Genomic DNA, 18,847 nt, shown 5'->3' on the forward strand with positions numbered 1-18,847 from the left:
CGTGACGCCGACCATCGTCGAGGAGCAGTTGGTGAAGTCCCGACACCGGGTCAGAACCTATGGCGAGGTCCTCACGCCCCGCCACATGGTCGATCGCATGCTCGATCTCGTCCGCGACGATTTGGAGAGCGGCCCCGGCTTCGTCGACAAGACCTTCTTCGAGCCTGCAGCAGGCGACGGCAACTTCCTGGTCGCAATCTTGCACCGCAAGCTCCGCGCGATCGAGAAGAACTATTCGCGCCCAGACTGGCCCGAGACCTCGCTGTTCGCCCTGGCCTCGATCTACGGCGTCGAACTGTTGGAGGACAACCACCAGGACGCCAAGGTAGCCATGCTTGCCACGTTCATGCGCTTCCACGAGGAGCGCGAGGTCCCGTGTGGCCCAGAGACGGACCTGCGTCGAGCCGCGGCCTTCCTCATCGACACAAACATCATTCGCGGCAACACGCTGATCGGCTTGGACTGGCGCGGCAAGGAGATCCAGTTCTCCTGGTGGAACCGCGTCCAGGATGCACCTGGGATGGTCCAGCGCGAGCCGTTCACCCTCGCCTCATTGCGCGACCACGCCTTGGATTTCACCGTCTACGACAGCTACGAGCCTTGCCGGATCGACAAGGTTCACGAGCAGCGGGGGTCGAATGCCTAGTCCGAAGATCAGCACGTTCCGCGAGATCATTCCACTCATCTACTCGTGGACCACTCCTGATATCCCGAAGTACGAGGGCTGGGAGAAGATCGGGTACACCGAGCAGGAAACCGCGGACGCACGGATCGCCCAGCAGGCATCCCAACTGTCCGTCGAGAAGAAGAAGCTGTGGGCGAAACGGGCACTGTTCACATCTGAGTCTGGTGGGCGGTTCACAGACACGGAGTTCCACGCCTACCTCCAGCAGCAGGGCGTGCAGCGGGAGATAACACCGAAGCGGACCGAGTGGTTCCACTTTGCCCCCGCTCCGCGCAAGTCGCTCGACTACTTCTACGAGTTCGCTGGGCAGGACTTCGCGCCCGTGCCCGGCAGCCTGGAGGACGACTACACCCTGCGGCCCGAACAGCAGGCGGCGGTCGACCAGGCCGTGGCGGCCTACAAAGACGGTAAAGACGAAGTTCTTTGGAACGCCAAGCCGCGGTTCGGCAAGACGTTGACGACGTACGACCTGATGCGGACGCTGGACGTCCAGCGCGTCCTAGTCGTCACCAACCGTCCGGCCATCGCGAACTCCTGGTTCGACGACTTCACGCGCTTCATCGGTCACCAGACCTCGTTCCGCTTCGTCTCGGAGTCTCCCTCGCTGGCCGGCCGCTCGCCCATGACCCGCGAGCAGTGGCGGACTTTCTCGCTCGAGCATCAGGACGAGGACCCGCGAATCGTGGAGTTCCTGTCACTGCAGGACCTCAAGGGATCGCAGTACTTCGGCGGCGCCTACGACAAGCTCAAGCACATCGCGCAATTCGACTGGGACTTGCTGGTGATCGACGAGGCCCACGAGGGCATCGACACCACGAAGACCGACGTCGCCTTCGACCAGATCAAGCGAAAGTGGACGCTGCACCTGTCGGGCACCCCATTCAAGGCGCTGGCCTCCGGCAAGTTCGACCAGGACCAGATCTTCAACTGGACGTACGAGGACGAGCAGGTCGCCCGCCAGCAGTGGGAGGACGAGAAGGGGGAGAACCCGTACGCGCCGCTGCCGATGCTCAACCTGCTGACCTACCAGATCTCGCGCATGGTTACCGATCGTCTGGCTGAGGGTGTGGCGATCGACGAGGACGAGGCGAACATCGACTTCACCTTCAACCTCAACGAATTCTTCGCGACCAAGGACAACGGGTTCTTCGAGCATGAGGCCGAGATCATCAAGTTCCTTGACTGCCTGACGGCCAACGAGAAGTACCCCTTCTCTACACCTGAGCTGCGAGACGAGATCCGCCACTCGTTCTGGCTGCTCAACCGCGTCGCCTCAGCTAAGGCCCTCGAGAAGCTGCTCAAGAAGCACGACGTCTTCAAGGACTACACGATCGTCCTCGCCGCAGGCGACGGGCGCTCCGACGAAGACACCGACCCGGTCGTTGCCGGCAAGTCACTCAACAAGGTGCGCCAGGCCATCGAGGCGGCTGAGCAGGTAGGTGGCAAGACCATCACCCTGTCGGTCGGACAGCTCACCACGGGCGTCACAGTGCCCCAGTGGACCGCCGTCATCATGCTGTCCGACCTATCTTCGCCGGCGCAGTACATGCAGGCGGCATTCCGGGCGCAGAACCCCTGCACCTTCGAGCGTGCCGGGCACGTCTTCCAGAAGCAGAACGCCTACATCTTCGACTTCGCGCCCGAGCGCACGCTGACGATCTTCGACGCCTTCGCCAACAACCTGCACCCGAGCCCCCCTGGCGACCAGGCCGTTCGGCAGGAGAACATCCGCACGCTGCTGAACTTCTTCCCAGTCCTCGGCGAGGACGCCGAGGGGCGCATGATCGAGCTCGACGCCTCGCAGGTCCTGACGTTCCCGCAGGTGTTCAAGGCTCGCGAGGTCGTGCGCCGAGGGTTCCTGTCGAACCTGCTATTCGCCAACGTCGCAGGCATCTTCCGCTACTCCGAGCACGTCAAAGAGATCCTGGACAAGCTTCCAACCGCAAAGCAGGGCAAGGTCAGGACGGGGGATCCCATAGAGATCCCGCAGCCCCCGCCCGTCACCGACCCGGACGGCAACGTGCAGGTCGACCTCGAGACCGTCATCAACCCGAAGGTAGACGAGCTCGGCAAGCCGATCTACCGGCTCGAGGACATCCCGACACCCAACCCTGACGCGCCAGCGTCCACTGCAGCGGCGGCAATCGCGAAGGCGGTGACCGAGCAGAGTCGCGCCAAGCGCGAAGAGCTCAAGGAAGAGTACGGGCTCACCGCGGCGCAAGTGGATCGCGATCTGAAGCGCACCGAGCAGGTCGTGAAGAGCCAGGTCGAGCGCGCTTATGCCGAGCACAACATCGCCAGCAAGCACCTTGACGACGAACTCAAGAACGCAGCCACCGAGGCCGAGGCCGAGGTCATCCAGACCAACAAGGCAGAGCAGGAGCAGGCGTTCAAGGCGAACATCCTGACCATCGTCGAGAGCACGATGGACTCGATCGTCCCCGAGGTAGTCACGCGCGAGGAGACCAAGAAGGAGCAGAAGCGCGCGAACCAGACGATGGACGACGCCCGGTCGCACCTCCGAGGCTTCGCGCGAACGATCCCGATGTTTCTCATGGCCTACGGCGACCGCGGTCTCCGCCTGTCGAACTTCGACGACTACACACCGGACGACGTGTTCGAGGAAATCACCGGGATCACCGAGGAGGAGTTCCGGCTCTTGCGCGACGGCCAAGAGGTCGTGGAGAAGGACGGCACCGTCACGAAGATCCCGGGCCTGTTCGACGAAGCCGTCTTCGACCAAGCCGTGCAGGAATTCTTGGACAAGAAGGACGCACTCGCCGACTACTTCAACGATGCGCAGACCGAGAACATCTTCGCCTACATTCCGCAGCAGAAGACGTCCCTAGTCTTCACCCCCCAGTCCGTGGTCAAGCTCATGGTCGAGGCCCTCGAGGACGAGAATCCGGGGATCTTCACCGACGCGGATAAGACCTTCGCGGACCTCTTCTCGACCGCAGGGCTGTTCCTGATGGAGCTGGTGCGCCGCCTCGACACGGGCCTTGTCGACGTCTTCCCCGACCAGAACGAGCGGCTCCGGCACATCCTGACGTCACAGATCTTCGAGATGAGTCACAACGAGATCCTGCACCACATCACCCTGGAGGCAGTCTCCGGCGGCGTCGCGGAACGTAAGGCCTGGCTCAAGGAGTCCGGGCACTTCAAGATCGGAAATCTCGCACGCATGACCCCAGGGGAGCGCGTGGCAATGGTCGACCAGATGCTGAAGGAAGGCAACTGACTCATGATCAAGAAGTTCGACGTCGTCATCGGCAACCCGCCGTACCAGGACGACCTGATCGGCGACAACGAGGCGAAGTCTCCGCCGATCTACCACCTGTTCATGGACGCGGCTTTTGAGGTCTCCGAACGGACCGTGCTGGTCACCCCGGCTCGATTCCTGTCAAACGCCGGGCAGACCCCGAAGTCCTGGAATCAGAAGACGCTTGCCGACGAGCACCTGAGCGTTGCAATCTTCGAACCCTCCTCGTCCACAATCTTCCCCGGTACGGCCATTGATGGCGGGATTGTCGTGACCTATCGCGACGCGACGCGTGTTATCGGCCCCATCGGGAGCCAGTCCTACTTGTCGGACATCGCGAAGTCGCTGGTCGATGCGGTGGAGTCGCGCTCGAGCCTGTCCCTCGCCTCGACGATCACCGAGCACCCTTGCTCGTGGAACGAGCAGGTCTTCGTCGACCATCCGGAGCTGCGTGAGCGCATCCCAGTCTCCAGCGGCCTCCGCATGAAGACGAACACGTTCGAGCGCATGGACGAGGTCTGCCTGCAGTCCGACCCTATGGACGGTCACGAGCACGTTCGAATCCTGGGTCTCGCGAATCGGAAGCGTGCGGAACGATGGGTGCGCAAGGAATACGTGGTCGCTCCCGAGGTCGTCGACAACTACAAGGTCATCATCGCCAGCGCCGATGGCGCTGCCGTGAAGTCGGGCAGGGTGGTCGGCATGCCGACCGTAGCCGTGCCCGGCACCGGCTTCACTCAGACGTTCATGTCCATCGGCAAGTTCGACTCCGAGGCAGAGGCTGAGACGTGCGCCACCTACGTGAGGACGAAGTTCGCGAGGGCGATGCTCGGAATCCTTAAGACGACGCAGCACAACTCGGCCATCAAGTGGAAGCATGTCCCACTGCAGGACTTCACCTCGGGGTCAGACATCGACTGGTCGAAGCCGATCCCTCAGATCGACGAGCAGTTGTACGCCAAGTACGGGCTCGACGCCGAGGAGATCGCCTTCATCGAGAGCAACGTCAAGCCGATGGAGTAGCCGGGGTGCGAGCGCACGCGCGATGGTCGACTGCGGTCTTGATTGCCACGATGGGGCGGTTGACCATCCTCGCCACATTCCAGCCGGGACCGGTGCTAAGGCGTGCGCCCGCCAAGAGGCGACGGCGGTTGATAATTTGAGCAGGTGCCGCGACGAACGACACCGCCGACTAGTGTCTCGTGGTCGCCACCACGGAACGACTTGCGTTCCGACGCTGGGAAGGCCCCAGCCTCGGTAATGTGCGGCTATGACCGCCACGTATCTTCTCGTGATCGGCGAGCGTGAGGCACTCGCTTGGATTCTCCGAGAGGAGCGAATGGCCTTCCCGTCCTGGCGCACTCCGTAGAGCGACTTGCGATTGGTGACAGGCTCCTACTGCTCACGACACGAGGGTGCTATCACAATCCGGGGCGTGACGCGACGCTAGTCATGGGCCGGGCAGAGGTGACGTCTTCGCCCGTCACGCTCGACAACCCCGTTATGGTGGCGGGCCGCACATTCCCCGTCGGCTGCGACATCGACCTTCAGACCCTCGCGCCCATGCATGAGGGGGTCGCCTTAGCGCCACTGGTCGAACGGCTCGAAGTGTTTCCGCATAAGCACGCCTGGCCGGCGACAATTCGCCGCGCCTTGGTGCCGCTGGGGAGCGCAGACGCGACCCTTATCGACTCGCTTCTCTCAGACGTTACGAAACCGCCCGGCGTCCACCGTGCCCGATACATCCAAACCATCAAGCCGGTGGCATCCTCAGGACCAGGTTGATGTTGAGCCAGACAGGCTAATGATCCGGCAGTCGAACAGCGGTCGCCACTCCATGCTCGGATATGGACGATCACGCGGCGGAGGTGTGCCCACGGTTCGCTGCTGGGCGTTTCTTTCGTGATATGCTGGTAGCGCTGGTAGGAAATTGCTCTCGATCGTCACGCGCAAGTGCTCCACCTTCTGTCGGCGTCGAGGGGCTCTCGTACGACACGACCGACGAGGAGGGCGTAGCCCTGGCAGGCCCCGCAGCGCACTAGACCTAGACGACCTACGCAACCTTCACTCGTCGACGACGACCAGCGACTGCTTGAGACCGTTGCCACGCTCCCAGCCCCACAACTGGTCATGCTGGAGTCGTCCCACAACGATGCCGGGTGCGATGCCAAGGCTAGCTGCGAACTGATGCACGTCCTCCAGCGATTGGAGGCCGACCAGCTCGGCCTCACGGCTCGGCGGAATGAGCGTGGTCGAGGCGAACTGATCGGCCTCGATCTCCCACTTGTCTCGGTCTCCATCTCCGACTGCGATGAAGGTCTTGTTCTTGTGGTGAGGGAGGTGGTGAACGACGTGGCCGAGCTCATGAAAGAGCGTGAACCAGAACGTATCGTCGCCTCGGCGTCTTAGCGACAGCTGGACAAGCGGGTGTCCGCGGAACCAGCGCGACGCGCCGTAAGTCTTAGTACGCGGGAAGTCGGATACATAGACCAGCCTGACGCCTGCGTCCTTGAGCCGATCGACCAACGTGCTTCCAAAGTGCGACGGAGGGTGCACGCTCAGTTCCCGCAGGCCGTCCATAAGGGGAATCACGTTCTCGGGTCTGAACCGGCGACGAACCTCGATGGCCTCAGCACACACCTCGCCAATCTGAAGCCAGCTCAGCACAGCACCGCTGTCGGCGTCATCCCCCTGACGAAAGGACACGGCAGGAGCCGACTCCATCCGTTCGACCAAAGCATCGAGCGACCCGACACGGAAGAATGCCAACAGCTCCAGAATGCAGTGGCCGGGCTTCCTGCGGTCATGCTCGATGAAGCCGCGCTTACGCAACTCGGGGACGGGAAGGGCCTTGAGAATGGCCTTCGCGGATGCGCTGTCCGCTTCAAACGCCAGCCGCTCCAACTCTCGCCGGTAGTGAGCCTCAAGTTGAAGCCACCTAGCCCCCGGCACTCCCGTCACGAGCTCAAGGCGGTTCGCGACGTCAGTTCCGAGCGCACTGCCACGGATGAGCATGCTGACGTGCTTGGGCGAGTACCCCAGGCGACGCGCGAGCTCAGCTTGGCTGAGTTCGTTCTCCTCCAGCCACTCGGCGATGTACTCCCCCGGTGGCACTGCATAGTCCAGGTCAACCATTGGTTTCACCTCCCCCTCAGTGGTAATCCACGATCTCGATGACTTCGACATCGGTCGCTGCCCGTATGAGAGCCATCTGATCCTCACCCTCCAGCGCGTCGCGACAGGCGACTTCGACGATCAGCCGATCGTTCGGGCTGAGCCGACCCGAGATCTGGCCGTCTCGATCCCCGGTGAGCACTTCCCACCGTCCCGGTCCGTCCAAGACGTCGCCCATGTTGTCCGCCGACATCAGTTCGTTGACTCGTCGACCTAGGCTGCCTGCCACCGCCCGGTCGAAAGCCTTGCGCTTTTCCTTCTCTTGGGTGCACTGCTTCTCCAACCGTCGGTTGGAGTACGTGACCTTCATCGCCCCTGTCCATTACCTGCAAGGTAACGCTGTCGTCCGACAGAATGTTCCACAACACACCCCCGAAGGCAACTCAAGCACCCTGAACTCTCAACGCGGTCGCTCGCTTTGTAGCACGAGTCACACCAGCCACTGCGCCGATCTGAACGTTCAGAGGCCATCAATCGACTTGCGGAGGTGCTCCCACGGGGCACCGCCGACCGGCCGATTCACGGCAGCCCAGGCTGGGAGCGCCGGCGGGAAGTCGCCGTGAGCATCGAGCGCAAACGCTTCGCCTTCTGCGGCGATGAGTGGGCCCAAGTACGACACGACCGCCCGAGCACGAGCGCGCCAGCCGACTCCCCCCACTTCGTCTATCGCTGCCGTCCGCAGTCCGGACACACGTGACCCTCAATGCGCTCCGGTCTAGGCGTTCCGCCGAGGGACGTCCGGTCAACGAGCACTGCCCGCCACGTCGCCAGCCGGGTTGCCCCGACGCTCCCACGCCGCGACACCTCGATCGCCGACCGGGTGATTGTCGCTATCCCGCACATCAAACACGCGGTGGAGGGACAGTCGATGACCACCGGCTCCGCCCGCAGTGCGAGGCGGTCACGAAGGGCTGCACCGAAAGCGGCACGCAGAGCGGCGCGCTCGGAGAGTCCTACGTGGGCCCACGCGTAGGGCGAGCACTCGCGCCGCGCTCGTCCGGTTGAGGTGCGGAAGTCGACCTTCTGGCCAAACATGTAGAGCCGCGGGGTCTTCCTCGTTGTCGGACTTCCTCGTGCGCTCGACGTGCGACTCGTGCCCCACCAGCGCAGCGATCTCGTGCGGCGGTCGCGGCGGCGAGCACGCGCACCGCCCACCGCCCACCGCACGGAGCGCCCCCGCCCTCGTCATCCCCCACGCAGAGGTGGCGGGGCCCTTCGTCGTTCCCGGGACGCGACACTTCCCACCGTGCGATCGTGCCTCCGTGACCCCGACGCCGTCCCGCCGCACCGTCCTCCGCGCCACCACCTGGACGGCACCCGTCGTCGCCGTGGCCGTCGCCGCTCCCGCGTTCGCCGCGAGCGTGGCCGCCACCTTCGAGCCGTACACGGAATACCTGGCGGACGGGCACGCGCGCATCGGTGTCGTCAACCTGTCGTCCACCGAAGCCGTCACCGTCTCGGCGATCGTTCCGATGGACGCCCTCTCGACGACCTCGCATTGGGGCACCATCAACCTCCAGGGTTGGCAGTACGGCTCCTCCGACACGCACCACGTCTTCACCACGACGGTCGCGCCGGGCGCCCGGGGCCCCGCCATCACCGTCACGTGGGACTTCGTGTCCGAGGACGGACGGTTCGAGATGACGCTGACCGCCCCGGGGCAGCCGCCCGTCGCCGTCGTGGTCCCGTGGGCGATGCCGGCCGGGGTCGTCGCCCGGCGGGTGGCTCCCCAGCTGTCGCCGGACACCACCGTGTACGCGTCGCCCCCGGCCTGAGCCTGGTTCGACACCCCGGTCGTCGTCGCCGGTGCCGATCGGGCCCCACCCGGCTCACGGCGGCGTGATCGCCCCCTCCTGCGCCGGCCACTGGTCGAGGGTGCGCACGAGGCGGGAGTCGACCCACGCCTGCTCCATGCGGGCGTCGGGCCTCTGGTCGGTCCCCGGCTCGAGCCACACCACCCAGGCGTCCCACCCGAACCGCTTCCCCCGCCGCTGGCGCCACATCATGACGACGCCGGGCCGCGGCTGCTCCCACTGCCCCGTGATGTCCACCCACACGTGCTGGACCCGGGCGGCGTACATCGGGCCCAGGTCGACGGAGGTGACACGCATGGGTGCAGAATAGAACGTATGTTCGATCGCGTCGCACCGGTGCCGCTCCCACCCCGCCGCCCCGCCCGGTCCCCCGCCCTCCCGGCGGGCCGCCCCGCGGGGAGGTCCTGAGCGTGCGTGCGTCGCGTTGGGTCGCCACGTGGAGCGACGACGGCCGGTCGGTCACCTACCACCCCCGCGAGGCGCGGGAGCGGGAGCCGCGGCCCTTCGGGGAGTGGGCGCGCTCCCCGCACGGCGACGTCACCGACCGGCGCGCCTTCGAGGCCCACATGGACACCGTCGGCGAGGACGACCAGAGCCTCCCGGACGCCGACACCTGACCGGCCGCCCGTCGCGTCCCCACCGTCGCGCGGTCGGCGACTACGGTGGGTGACGTAGCCGACCCCGCGAGGTCGGCGCACCGAGGAACCCCGGTCTCCCTCACGCAGGGCGGCGGGGGTTCCTTGCCGCACGGGCGATCGTCCGGGACCGCCTGCACGCCGGACCCGCCCCGGTCGAGGTGGCCCCCCGGTCGGCGATAGGTTCCCCACCCATGAAGCGCATCGTTCTCGTGGCCGGCGTGCTCGCCGGGATGTCCAGCCTCACCGCCTGCAGCTCGGAGACCGGCGACGACGCGGGGCCGGAGGCCGGCCCCGACGGGGTCCCCACCCGCAGCTCCACCGAGGTCGCCGTCGGGGACGCGCTCGAGCTCGTCGACGGCGTGCTCGTCACCGTCTCGTCGCTCGAGGTCGGCGGTGACAGCGGCGGTCCCTGGGTGACGGCGTCGGTCGTGGTCGAGAACCCCACGGACCGGGAGACCGCCGTGCCCAGCTTCGGCATCGTGTGCGGCGACGAGCCGGCCGTCGGCGAGTACGTCGCGGGCTCGACGCTGCTCATCGGTGACCCGCTCGCCGCGGGCACCTCGGCCGAGGGGACGCTCAATCTGCTCCTGCCCGGCGACACCCGCACGGGCACCGTCCCGGAGTGCACCACCCCGGCGTACGTCGAGGTGTCGGCCGTCGGGTCCATCGACCCCGACGCGACCAGCGCGCGCTTCCCGCTGCCCGACGACGTGCTGGCCGAGCTCGGCTGAGCCCGACGGGCGGCGTCAGGGGGTCGTGCCGCCCGGACCGGGTCGCGGGGCGGGGCTGGTGCCGGCTGCCGGGAGCAGCACCTCGATCCGGGTGCCCCGGCCCGCGGGGTTGTCGCGCACGGTGATGGTGCCGCCGTGGCGGTCGACGATGCGGCGGCAGATGGCGAGACCCAGCCCGGTCCCGGAGTACACCGAGCCGGCGTGGGCCCGGTAGAACTGCTGGAAGACGAGGTCCTTGCTCTCGTCGGGGATCCCCACGCCGTTGTCCGTGACGCGCACGGTGACCATGCCGTCACCGGCGGCCTCTCCGTCGACCCGCACGTGGGCGGGCTCGCCGGGCACGACGTACTTCAACGCGTTGCCGACCAGGTTCTCCAGCAGCTGGCGCAACATGGCGGCGTCGCCGTGCACGTGGGGCACGGGGCCGACCTCGACGCGGTCGGAGGCGTCGCGGCCCGCGACCACCTCGGCGGCGAGCGTCGCGACGTCCACGTCGTCGAGGTCGAGCGCCGCGTCGCGGCTCGTGGCGTGCTGCAGGAGGTGGCGGATGAGGCTCTGCATCCGCCCCGAGGCGGTACGCACCTTGTCCACCGTCTGCTCGACCGTGCGGCGCGACGGCACCTCGCCGTCCTCCAGCTCGTCGCCCAGCACCTCGATCCAGCCGTCGACGACGGCGAGCGGGTTCTTCAGGTCGTGGGCGACCACGCCGGCGAACGCGGTGAGCTCGCGACGCTGCAGCTCCTGCTGCGTCACGTCACGGACCACCAGCACCGCCCGTGGGGGCAGGTCGGTCGACCGCGGGAGCGGGGTGGCAGCCACCTCGATGAAGAGGTCGGCCTCCTCGGCGGGCGGACGCAGCACGTAGCTGCCGCGCACGTCCTCGCCCTCGAGCGCCCGTCGGTAGGGCATCTGGTCGACGGGCAGCACCCGGCCGGCGGCGTCGCGGACCGAGAAGGCCTCGTCCCCGGGCCGCAGGGTGCCGGCGGCGGGGTTGCGCAGCACCACCTCGCCGTCACCCTCGACCACCAGGACGCCCTCGTGCATCGTGTCGATGATCGTGCGGAGCAGGTCGGTCTGCTCGACGGCGGCCGCCTCCGCGCGCTGCACGTCGAGCAGCAGCGTGCGGCGCTCGTCCCGCCCGACCCCCAGCGTCAGCCCCGAGACGATGACGACGCAGACGAACAGCTGCGCGAGCAGCGCGCCCGCACGCGGGTCGAGGTCGCCGGCGAACGGCCCGTGGTCGGCCAGGGTCACCAGGACCACCGCCATCCCCGCCACGACCCCGTGCGCGGCCGCGACGGCCGTGGAGAACCGCAGCGCGGCCCACGCGGTGACGACGAGGAGCGGGAACGCCAGCGGCACGCCCTCGGGCAGGAACGCGGCGACGTAGAGCAACGCCGTGGTCACCACCAGCGCGAGGAGCTCGGCCCGCCCGCCCTCGTCGGTGGCGTGCGGCGCCCGCACGGCCAGCGCCCGGCCGATGACGAGCAGCGGGGGTACGACGAAGATGCCGCCGGCGAGCCCGCGCCCGAGCAGGAGCCCGAGCCCGACGAGGTCCGGGGCGTCGCCCAGAAGCGCCAGGCCCAGGGCGGAGGTGGCGCCGCCGACGATGCCGCCGACCACCACCGCGCCGACCACGCGGGCCATCGCGGCGACCGTGCCGATCGGCGCCCTGCCGCCCGCGACCCCCCACGTGCGAGGGCTCCAGCGGCGCAGCAGCACCACGCTGAGCACGACCTGCACCACCGCCCCCGCCACGAGCGCGGCCGCCGGCGCCCAGGACAGGCCGGTCACCGTCGACACGACCCCGAGGCAGACGAGCAGCAGGACCCAGTCGGGGCTGCGCCAGCCGGCGCCCCGGGAGAGCATCCACAGCACCGCGAACCCCGTCGACGGCACGACGAGGGAGGGCGCACCGGGCTCGACGGCCGTGAGGCGACCCACCAGGGTGAGGCCGGTGACGACGGCGGCCCAGCCGAGGGCCCACGGCCACGGCAGCGGCCACGAAGGCGGCGAGCTCGGCCCCGACCGGGCGGCCGGGGTGGTCGCCCCGCCCTTCACGACTCCCCCATCAGGTGTCCGTCGACGCGGCTTCGCCATGGGTGCCGGGGCGGGGGGCCCACGGCAGCTCCTGGGCGGGCCGGACCACGATGAGGTGGTCGCCGCGCGCCAGCTGCGTCACGACGGGGTCGAAGTAGCGGTAGACGCGCTCGTCGCGGACGACCGCGAGGACCTGGTCGGGCAGCGACTGCGGCTGCTTGCCGACCTCGGTGACGAGCAGCTCGCGCTCGGCGACCTCGAGCCCGTCGCCGTACGTCAGGAGGTCCTCCATCACGCTGCCGAGGGCCGGCGAGAGGGAGGAGAGGCCCAGCAGGCGGCCCACGGCGTCGGAGGAGGTGATCACGGAGTCGGCGCCGCTCTGCTTCATGAGCGGCACGTTCTCCTGCTCGCGGACCGCGGTGACGATGAACGCCTCGGGGTTGAGCTGGCGCACGGTGAGGGTCGCGAGCACGTTGGTGTCGTCCCGGTCGGTGGTGATGACGACCTGTGAGGCCTCGGCGACCCGGGCGCGGCGCAGCACCTCGCGGCGCGTGGCGTCGCCGACGACGATCGCCAGCCCGTCGGCGTGCGCGTCGTCCATCGCCACCTGGCGCGGGTCGACGACGACCACCTGCTCGCGCGACCAGCCGTTGCGCACGAGCGTGTCCACCGCCCGACGCCCCTTCGTGCCGTAGCCGACGACCACCACGTGCTCAGCCATGCGCTTCCTCCAACGGTTGACCCGGAACATCTCGCGGCCCTGGGACGCGAGCACCTCCAGGGTGGTGCCGATGAGGAGCACCAGGAACCCGACGCGTGCCGGGGTGATGACGATGGCGTTCACCAGGCGGGCGCCCGTGCTGACCGGCGCGATGTCGCCGTAGCCGGTGGTGCTGAGCGTGACCGTCGTGTAGTAGAAGGCGTCGATGAACCCGACCCGCTTGGTCGGGTCGTTGTTGTCGACGTAGCCCTCGCGGTCCAGGTAGACGAGCAGCACCGTGCCCACGAGGATCGCCGCGGCGGCGCCGAGGCGCTTCGACAGCTCGAACCAGGGAGAACGCTGCCGGTCCGGGAGTGCGACCCGACCGCGGGAGGCGCCCTCGGGCTGCTGAGGGTCGCTCACCGCTCCAACCTAGTCGACCACGTCGCCGTAGATGAGCACGTTGGCCGCGCCGCGCTCACCCGAGGGCGGGTCGTCGGTGGCCTGCACCCAGAACCGGAACGTGGTGCCCTCGGCGGGGTCCTGCGCGTCGGGCGGCCGCATCCACTGCCCGCACAGCTCGGCGTCCTCGCCGTCGCCCTCGACGTCGTCGGCCGCCTCCGTGCCCACCAGCGCCTCGCCGCGCAGGCAGAGCTCGCTGGACGACGGGGTGAACGAGACCACCTCGGCGGTGCCGACCTCGGGGTCCTCGGCCGTCACGACGACGCCGAGGAGGTAGCCGCCGGCGACGCAGAGCACGGCGCCGAGCCAGACCACGGGCTTCGGCATGTTCACGTTGGCCACGGGCGTCAGTCTCCCACGGGGGGTCCTGGCTGCCGTCGCGGGCGCAGCACCCGGGCGAGCTCGCGGCGTGCGGCGGCCGTGGTGCTCTGCGGGACGAGGCGGTCCAGCGCCGCGTTGAGCGCGGCGCCGATCAGCACGGCGATCGCCAGCAGGTAGAGCCACAGGAGCACGTAGATCGGCGCGGCGAGCGGACCGAAGATCGAGCGCGAGTCGGCGGCGGTGACCGTGAGCCCCCAGCGCAGCAGGCCCGATCCCAGGATCCAGAAGGCGAGCGTCAGGACCGCGCCCGGGAGGTTCATCCGCCACCGGGTGCGGACGGGGACGGCGACGTGGTGCAGGGTCGCGAGGAAGCAGGTGCCGAGCACCAGCACGGTGGGCCAGTAGAACCCCAGGAGCACCTCGAGCCGGGACGGCGTCACGGACGCCAGGAACGTCGGGCCCGCCACGACCAGCGGGATCGTCACCGCCCCGATCACGAGGCCCAGCAGGTAGAGCCCGAACGACAGCGCGCGGGTCGCGACGATCCCCCGGCGCCCGCCCAGGCCGTGCATGATCGTGATGGTGTCCACGAAGACGTGGAGGGCGCGGGAGCCCGACCACAGCGCGAGCACGAAGCCCACGGACACCACGTCGAAGCGGCCACCCTCGAGCACGTCGTCGATGGTCGGCACGACGACGCGCTCGACCGCGGTGTCGGTCAGCGCCCGGGACGCCAGCTCGACGACGAAGTCGCGCACCTGGCCGACCTCGCCGGCCGAGAGGTTCTCGGAGACGTAGCCGATGGAGCCCGTGAGGGCGAACACCAGGGGCGGCACCGACAGCAGCGCGAAGAACGCCGCCTCGGCCGCGAGGCCCGTCACCCGGAACCGCAGGCAGGACGCCGCCGTCTCGCGCACCACGCGCCCCAGCAGCCGCAGGGCCCGACGGGTCACCGCCCGGAGGGAGGCGGGCGGCGGCGTCACCGCGCCACCGTAACGACCGGCGACCGCGCGGCCCCGGGGACACGCGAGGCCCGGACCGCGGGTGGGCGGTCCGGGCCTGTACGGCGACCCGCGGGGTGGGCGGGTCGTGCCGGTCGTCAGCGCGCGGCGAGCCGCTCGTCGGTGGCGGCGTCCTTCGACAGGGCGACCTGGTGGTCGGCCTTGGCGTTGGCGGCGACGGCCTCGTCGTGGTCGGCGGCCCCGTGGCCGTGGTCGTCGTCGAGCATCGTCTCCTCGTCGAACGGCAGGCGGCCGGAGACGGCGGCGTCGAACTTCTCGCGGTCGAAGCCGCCGGTCCAGTGGCCGATGAGGACGGTGGCCACGGCGTTGCCGGCGAAGTTCGTCACGGCGCGGGCCTCGGACATGAAGCGGTCGATGCCGACGATGAGGCCGACGCCGTCCACCATCTCCGGGCGGTGCGAGCTGAGGCCGCCGGCCAGGGTCGCCAGGCCGGCGCCCGTGACGCCCGCGGCGCCCTTCGAGGCGATCATCATGAAGAGCAGCAGGGAGACCTGCTCGCCGATGCTCAGCGGGTCGCCGAGCGCGGAGGCGATGAAGAGCGACGCCATCGTCAGGTAGATGGCGGTGCCGTCGAGGTTGAAGGAGTAGCCGGTCGGCACGACGACGCCCACGGTCGGCTTGTCGACGCCGGCGTGCTCCATCTTGGCGATCAGGCGGGGCAGGGCCGACTCGGACGACGAGGTCGACACGATGAGCAGGAACTCCCGGCCCAGGTACTTGAGCAGCGTGAAGATGTTGATGCCGGTGGTGACCTTGAGCAGCGTGCCCAGCACGACGAACACGAAGATGGCGCAGGTGGCGTAGAAGCCGAGCATGAGCACCGCGAGGCTCTTGAGGGCACCGGCGCCGGTGGCGCCCACGACGGCGGCGATCGCGGCGAAGGCGCCGATCGGGGCGGCCCACATGATCATGGCGAGCACGCGGAAGACGAGGCGCTGCACGTGGCCGACGCCGGTGAGGATCGGCTCGCCCGCGCGGCCCATGGCCTGCAGCGCGAAGCCCACGAGGAGGGCGACGAAGAGGGTCTGCAGCACCGAGCCCGAGGTCAGCGAGGAGACCAGCGAGGTCGGGATGATGCTGAGCAGGAAGTCGGCGGTGGTCGCGTGGCCGGCCTTCTCGGCGTACTCGGCGCCCGACGCGGCGACGGAGTCGTTGACCCGCAGGCCCTCGCCCGGGTGCACCAGGTTGCCGACGACCAGGCCGATGCCCAGCGCGAAGGTCGACATGGTGATGAAGTACGCGAGCGCGAGGCCGCCGACCTTGCCCACCTGCGCGGCGCTGCGGATGGAGCCCACGCCCAGCACGATCGTGCAGAAGATGACCGGCTGGATCATCATCTTGATGAGCGCCACGAACGCCTTGCCGATCGGCTCCAGCTCGACGGCGAAGCTCGGGGCGAGGATGCCCACCGCGATGCCGAGGGCGACCGCGATGATCACCGCGATGTAGAGGAAGTGGGTGCGCGCCTTGCGGCGCACGGGCGCCTGGCCCGCCGTCGTGCTGCTGCTCATCAACTGCTCCTAGTGCTCGGGTCCCGCTGCGCCGGGGGACGACCGTCACACTCTGGGGCGCGCTGTGAGCCGGGTCACCGTTGTGGTCGTTGTGTTCGCGACCACAGCCCGGCGGTGCGGCATGATCGTCCCCGTGGTACGACCTGGTGAGCGACGCGAGTGGTCCGTCGCGGGCCAGGTGCTGACGCTGCAGGTGGTTCTCGTGCTGGTGCTCGTCGCCACCGCGGTGACCCTGGCGCTGGTCGACGCCCGCGCCGACACCCGCGACGACGCGGCCGACCGGGCCCTGGCCGTGGCCGAGTCCCTGGCCGACTCCCCCGCGCTCTCCGCGGCGGTGGCGGGCCCCGACCCGGCGCCCGCCCTGCAGCCGTGGGCCAGCGAGGTCGAGGAGGACACCGACGTCGACTTCGTCGTCGTGATGGACACCGACCGCACCCGCTTCACCCACCCCGACCCCGAGCAGGTGGGCCGGCCCTTCGTCGGCGACATCGAGCCCGCACTGGCCGGCCGGCCCTTCACACAGGAGTACGTCGGCACGCTCGGCCCGTCGGTGCGCGCGGTCGTGCCGGTGTTCGCGGCGGGCGGCGCGGGCCCCGTCGTGGCCCTGGTCTCGGTCGGCGTGAGCATCGACCGCATCTCCGACGCCGTCCGGGCCGCCCTCGTCCGGGTGACCGTGGCGGCCGCCGTCGTGCTGCTGGTCGGGGTGGCGGGGGCCGCACTGGTGGCGCGCCGCCTGCGTCGTCAGACCCACGGGCTGGGCGAGCGCGAGATGACCCGCATGTACGAGTACTACGCCGCCGTCCTGGGCGCCGTGCGCGAGGGCCTCCTGCTGGTCGACGTCGCGGGCCGGGTCACCCTCGTCAACGACGAGGCCCGCCGCCTGCTCGACCTGCCGGCCGACGGGGTGGTCGGCACCCCGTTGCGCGACCTCGGGCTGCCGCCGGGGCTCGTCGCGGCCGTCGCCGAGGGGCGGGCGAGCAGCGACGACCTCTACGTCACCGGTGACAAGGTGCTCGTCGTGAGCTCCTCCCCCGCCTCGTGGGCCGACGCCGCCGTCGGCGCCGTCGTCACGCTGCGCGACCGCACCGACCTGCAGGCCGTCACCGGCGAGCTCGACGTCGTGCGCGCGCTGGGCGACTCCCTGCGCGCCCAGAACCACGAGGCCGCCAACCGCCTCCACACGGTCGTGTCGCTGGTCGAGATGGGGCGCGTCGAGGAGGCGGTGGACTTCGCCACCGAGGAGCTGCAGGTGGCGCAGCTGCTGACCGACCGCGTCGTGGCGGCCACCGGGGACCCCGTCCTGGCCGCGCTGCTGCTCGGCAAGACGGCGGAGGCCGCCGAGCGCGGCATCGACCTGCGCATCGAGGGCGACGTGCCGACCGACGTGCTCGTGCCGCACCGCGACATCGTCACCGTGGTCGGCAACCTCGTCGACAACGCGCTCGACGCCGTCGCGACGAGCGGGGTGCGCACGGTGCGCGTGACCTTCTCCCCCGGCCCCGGCCGCCTGCGCGTCCTCGTCGAGGACGCCGGCCCCGGCCTCGACCCCGCGGACGCCGCCCGTGCCTTCGAGCGCGGCTGGACCACGAAGGCCACCGCCGACGGCACCGGCGGGCGCGGCATCGGGCTGGCGCTGGTGGCCCAGGTGGCCCGCCGCCACGGCGGCGACGTCGTCGTCGGCTCCTCCGACCTCGGCGGCGCCGCGTTCACCGTCGACCTGCGGGCCGACGCGCGGGCCGACGCACGCGAGGTGACGCCGTGAGCGTGCGGGTGCTCGTCGTCGAGGACGAGGCCACGGCGGCGCAGGCGCACGCGTCGTACGTCGGGCGGGTACCCGGCTTCGAGGTGGTGGGTGTGGCCCGCTCGGCGGGCGAGGCGGCGCGGACGCTGTCGCGGGAGCCGGTCGACCTCGTGCTGCTCGACATGCACCTCCCCGACGGGCACGGCCTCGGGCTGGTGCGCAGCATGCGGGCCGCCGGCCACCTCTGCGACGTCATCGCGGTGACGTCGGCCCGCGACGTCGAGGTCGTGCGCCAGGCGGTGGCCCACGGCGTGGTGCTCTACCTGCTGAAGCCGTTCACGTTCCCGACCTTCCGGGCCAAGCTCGAGCAGTACGCCGCGTACCGCGCCAGCCTGCTGGACTCGGCCGAGATCGCGCAGGAGGAGGTCGACGGCCTGCTCGGCTCCCTGCGGGCCCCCACCGCCGGCAGCGTCCCGAAGGGGATGAGCGCCGAGACCCTGCGCGAGGTGACCCAGGCGGTGCGCGGCGCCGCCCGCGGCGTGTCCGCCACCGAGGTCGCCGAGGTCGTCGGTGCCTCCCGCGTCACCGTGCGCCGCTACCTCGAGCACCTCGCCGACGCGGGGCGCCTCGAGCGGGCGCCGCGGTACGGCGGCACGGGGCGCCCCGAGGTCGAGTACCGCTGGCGCGCCTGAGCGGCCGGCTCCTCCCCGTACGACGCCGCCCCCGCCCCGCGGGTGCGGGACGGG

At 69.5% G+C, this 18,847-nt stretch carries 16 protein-coding genes; 8 read left to right on the plus strand and 8 right to left on the minus strand.

What is annotated here, in order from left to right:
- The first annotated feature begins 1 nt into the window (after position 1).
- The 3 genes from ACOACO_RS12685 to ACOACO_RS12695 are packed head-to-tail and all read left to right on the plus strand — an operon-like array spanning position 2 to position 4,970.
- Positions 2 to 646, plus strand: coding sequence for a DNA methyltransferase (locus ACOACO_RS12685; protein ID WP_420296630.1), 645 nt, complete (start codon positions 2 to 4; stop codon positions 644 to 646).
- Complete coding sequence (locus tag ACOACO_RS12690; RefSeq protein WP_420296631.1) at positions 639 to 3,926, plus strand: DEAD/DEAH box helicase family protein; 3,288 nt, start codon at positions 639 to 641, stop codon at positions 3,924 to 3,926. The genes ACOACO_RS12685 and ACOACO_RS12690 overlap by 8 nt, the downstream gene beginning before the upstream one ends.
- Positions 3,927 to 3,929: 3 nt before the next feature.
- Positions 3,930 to 4,970: an Eco57I restriction-modification methylase domain-containing protein gene (locus ACOACO_RS12695; RefSeq protein WP_420296632.1), complete on the plus strand. Its 1,041-nt coding sequence runs from the start codon at positions 3,930 to 3,932 to the stop codon at positions 4,968 to 4,970.
- Between the two features lie 1,041 nt (positions 4,971 to 6,011).
- Here ACOACO_RS12695 and ACOACO_RS12700 read toward each other — a convergent pair.
- Both ACOACO_RS12700 and ACOACO_RS12705 read right to left on the minus strand, forming a co-directional pair.
- Positions 6,012 to 7,082: a helix-turn-helix domain-containing protein gene (locus ACOACO_RS12700; protein WP_420296633.1), complete on the minus strand. Its 1,071-nt coding sequence runs from the start codon at positions 7,080 to 7,082 to the stop codon at positions 6,012 to 6,014.
- A 16-nt stretch (positions 7,083 to 7,098) separates the two neighbouring features.
- Positions 7,099 to 7,431 carry a plasmid maintenance system killer protein gene (locus tag ACOACO_RS12705; protein ID WP_420296634.1) on the minus strand — a complete coding sequence of 111 codons (333 nt, stop codon included), beginning with the start codon at positions 7,429 to 7,431 and terminating at the stop codon, positions 7,099 to 7,101.
- 952 nt (positions 7,432 to 8,383) lie between these two features.
- On the opposite strand from ACOACO_RS12705, the gene ACOACO_RS12710 reads away from it, so the two are divergent.
- On the plus strand, positions 8,384 to 8,896 hold the full coding sequence (locus tag ACOACO_RS12710) for a hypothetical protein (RefSeq protein ID WP_420296635.1): 513 nt from the start codon (positions 8,384 to 8,386) through the stop codon (positions 8,894 to 8,896).
- Positions 8,897 to 8,950: 54 nt separating this feature from the next.
- Here ACOACO_RS12710 and ACOACO_RS12715 read toward each other — a convergent pair whose 3' ends face one another.
- On the minus strand, positions 8,951 to 9,232 hold the full coding sequence (locus tag ACOACO_RS12715; protein ID WP_420296636.1) for a hypothetical protein: 282 nt from the start codon (positions 9,230 to 9,232) through the stop codon (positions 8,951 to 8,953).
- A 113-nt stretch (positions 9,233 to 9,345) separates the two neighbouring features.
- On the opposite strand from ACOACO_RS12715, the gene ACOACO_RS12720 reads away from it, so the two are divergent.
- Both ACOACO_RS12720 and ACOACO_RS12725 read left to right on the plus strand, forming a co-directional pair.
- Positions 9,346 to 9,552 (plus strand): hypothetical protein, encoded by a 207-nt coding sequence (locus ACOACO_RS12720; protein WP_420296637.1) that lies wholly within the window; start codon positions 9,346 to 9,348, stop codon positions 9,550 to 9,552.
- Positions 9,553 to 9,764: 212 nt separating this feature from the next.
- Complete coding sequence (locus tag ACOACO_RS12725; protein ID WP_420296638.1) at positions 9,765 to 10,304, plus strand: hypothetical protein; 540 nt, start codon at positions 9,765 to 9,767, stop codon at positions 10,302 to 10,304.
- Positions 10,305 to 10,319: 15 nt separating this feature from the next.
- Here ACOACO_RS12725 and ACOACO_RS12730 read toward each other — a convergent pair whose 3' ends face one another.
- From ACOACO_RS12730 to ACOACO_RS12750, 5 genes are all read right to left on the minus strand, one after another.
- Positions 10,320 to 12,365 carry a sensor histidine kinase gene (locus tag ACOACO_RS12730; RefSeq protein ID WP_420296639.1) on the minus strand — a complete coding sequence of 682 codons (2,046 nt, stop codon included), beginning with the start codon at positions 12,363 to 12,365 and terminating at the stop codon, positions 10,320 to 10,322.
- 10 nt (positions 12,366 to 12,375) lie between these two features.
- Positions 12,376 to 13,467, minus strand: coding sequence for a potassium channel family protein (locus tag ACOACO_RS12735; protein WP_420296640.1), 1,092 nt, complete (start codon positions 13,465 to 13,467; stop codon positions 12,376 to 12,378).
- A gap of 9 nt (positions 13,468 to 13,476) precedes the next feature.
- Complete coding sequence (locus ACOACO_RS12740; protein WP_420296641.1) at positions 13,477 to 13,848, minus strand: hypothetical protein; 372 nt, start codon at positions 13,846 to 13,848, stop codon at positions 13,477 to 13,479.
- A gap of 5 nt (positions 13,849 to 13,853) precedes the next feature.
- Positions 13,854 to 14,810, minus strand: coding sequence for a YihY/virulence factor BrkB family protein (locus ACOACO_RS12745; protein WP_420296642.1), 957 nt, complete (start codon positions 14,808 to 14,810; stop codon positions 13,854 to 13,856).
- A 116-nt stretch (positions 14,811 to 14,926) separates the two neighbouring features.
- On the minus strand, positions 14,927 to 16,360 hold the full coding sequence (locus ACOACO_RS12750) for a cation:dicarboxylate symporter family transporter (RefSeq protein WP_420296643.1): 1,434 nt from the start codon (positions 16,358 to 16,360) through the stop codon (positions 14,927 to 14,929).
- 121 nt (positions 16,361 to 16,481) lie between these two features.
- Here ACOACO_RS12750 and ACOACO_RS12755 point away from each other — a divergent pair, with 121 nt between their 5' ends.
- Both ACOACO_RS12755 and ACOACO_RS12760 read left to right on the plus strand, forming a co-directional pair.
- A complete protein-coding gene (locus ACOACO_RS12755; RefSeq protein ID WP_420296644.1) occupies positions 16,482 to 18,122 on the plus strand; it encodes an ATP-binding protein in 1,641 nt (546 codons plus the stop codon).
- Entirely contained in the window at positions 18,119 to 18,793 is a 675-nt protein-coding gene (locus tag ACOACO_RS12760; protein WP_420296645.1) for a response regulator, read from the plus strand. The genes ACOACO_RS12755 and ACOACO_RS12760 overlap by 4 nt, the downstream gene beginning before the upstream one ends.
- The last annotated feature ends 54 nt before the right edge of the window (positions 18,794 to 18,847 follow it).

Source organism: Nocardioides sp. CPCC 205120 (assembly GCF_048654585.1).
Classification (GTDB): Bacteria; Actinomycetota; Actinomycetes; order Propionibacteriales; family Nocardioidaceae; genus Nocardioides.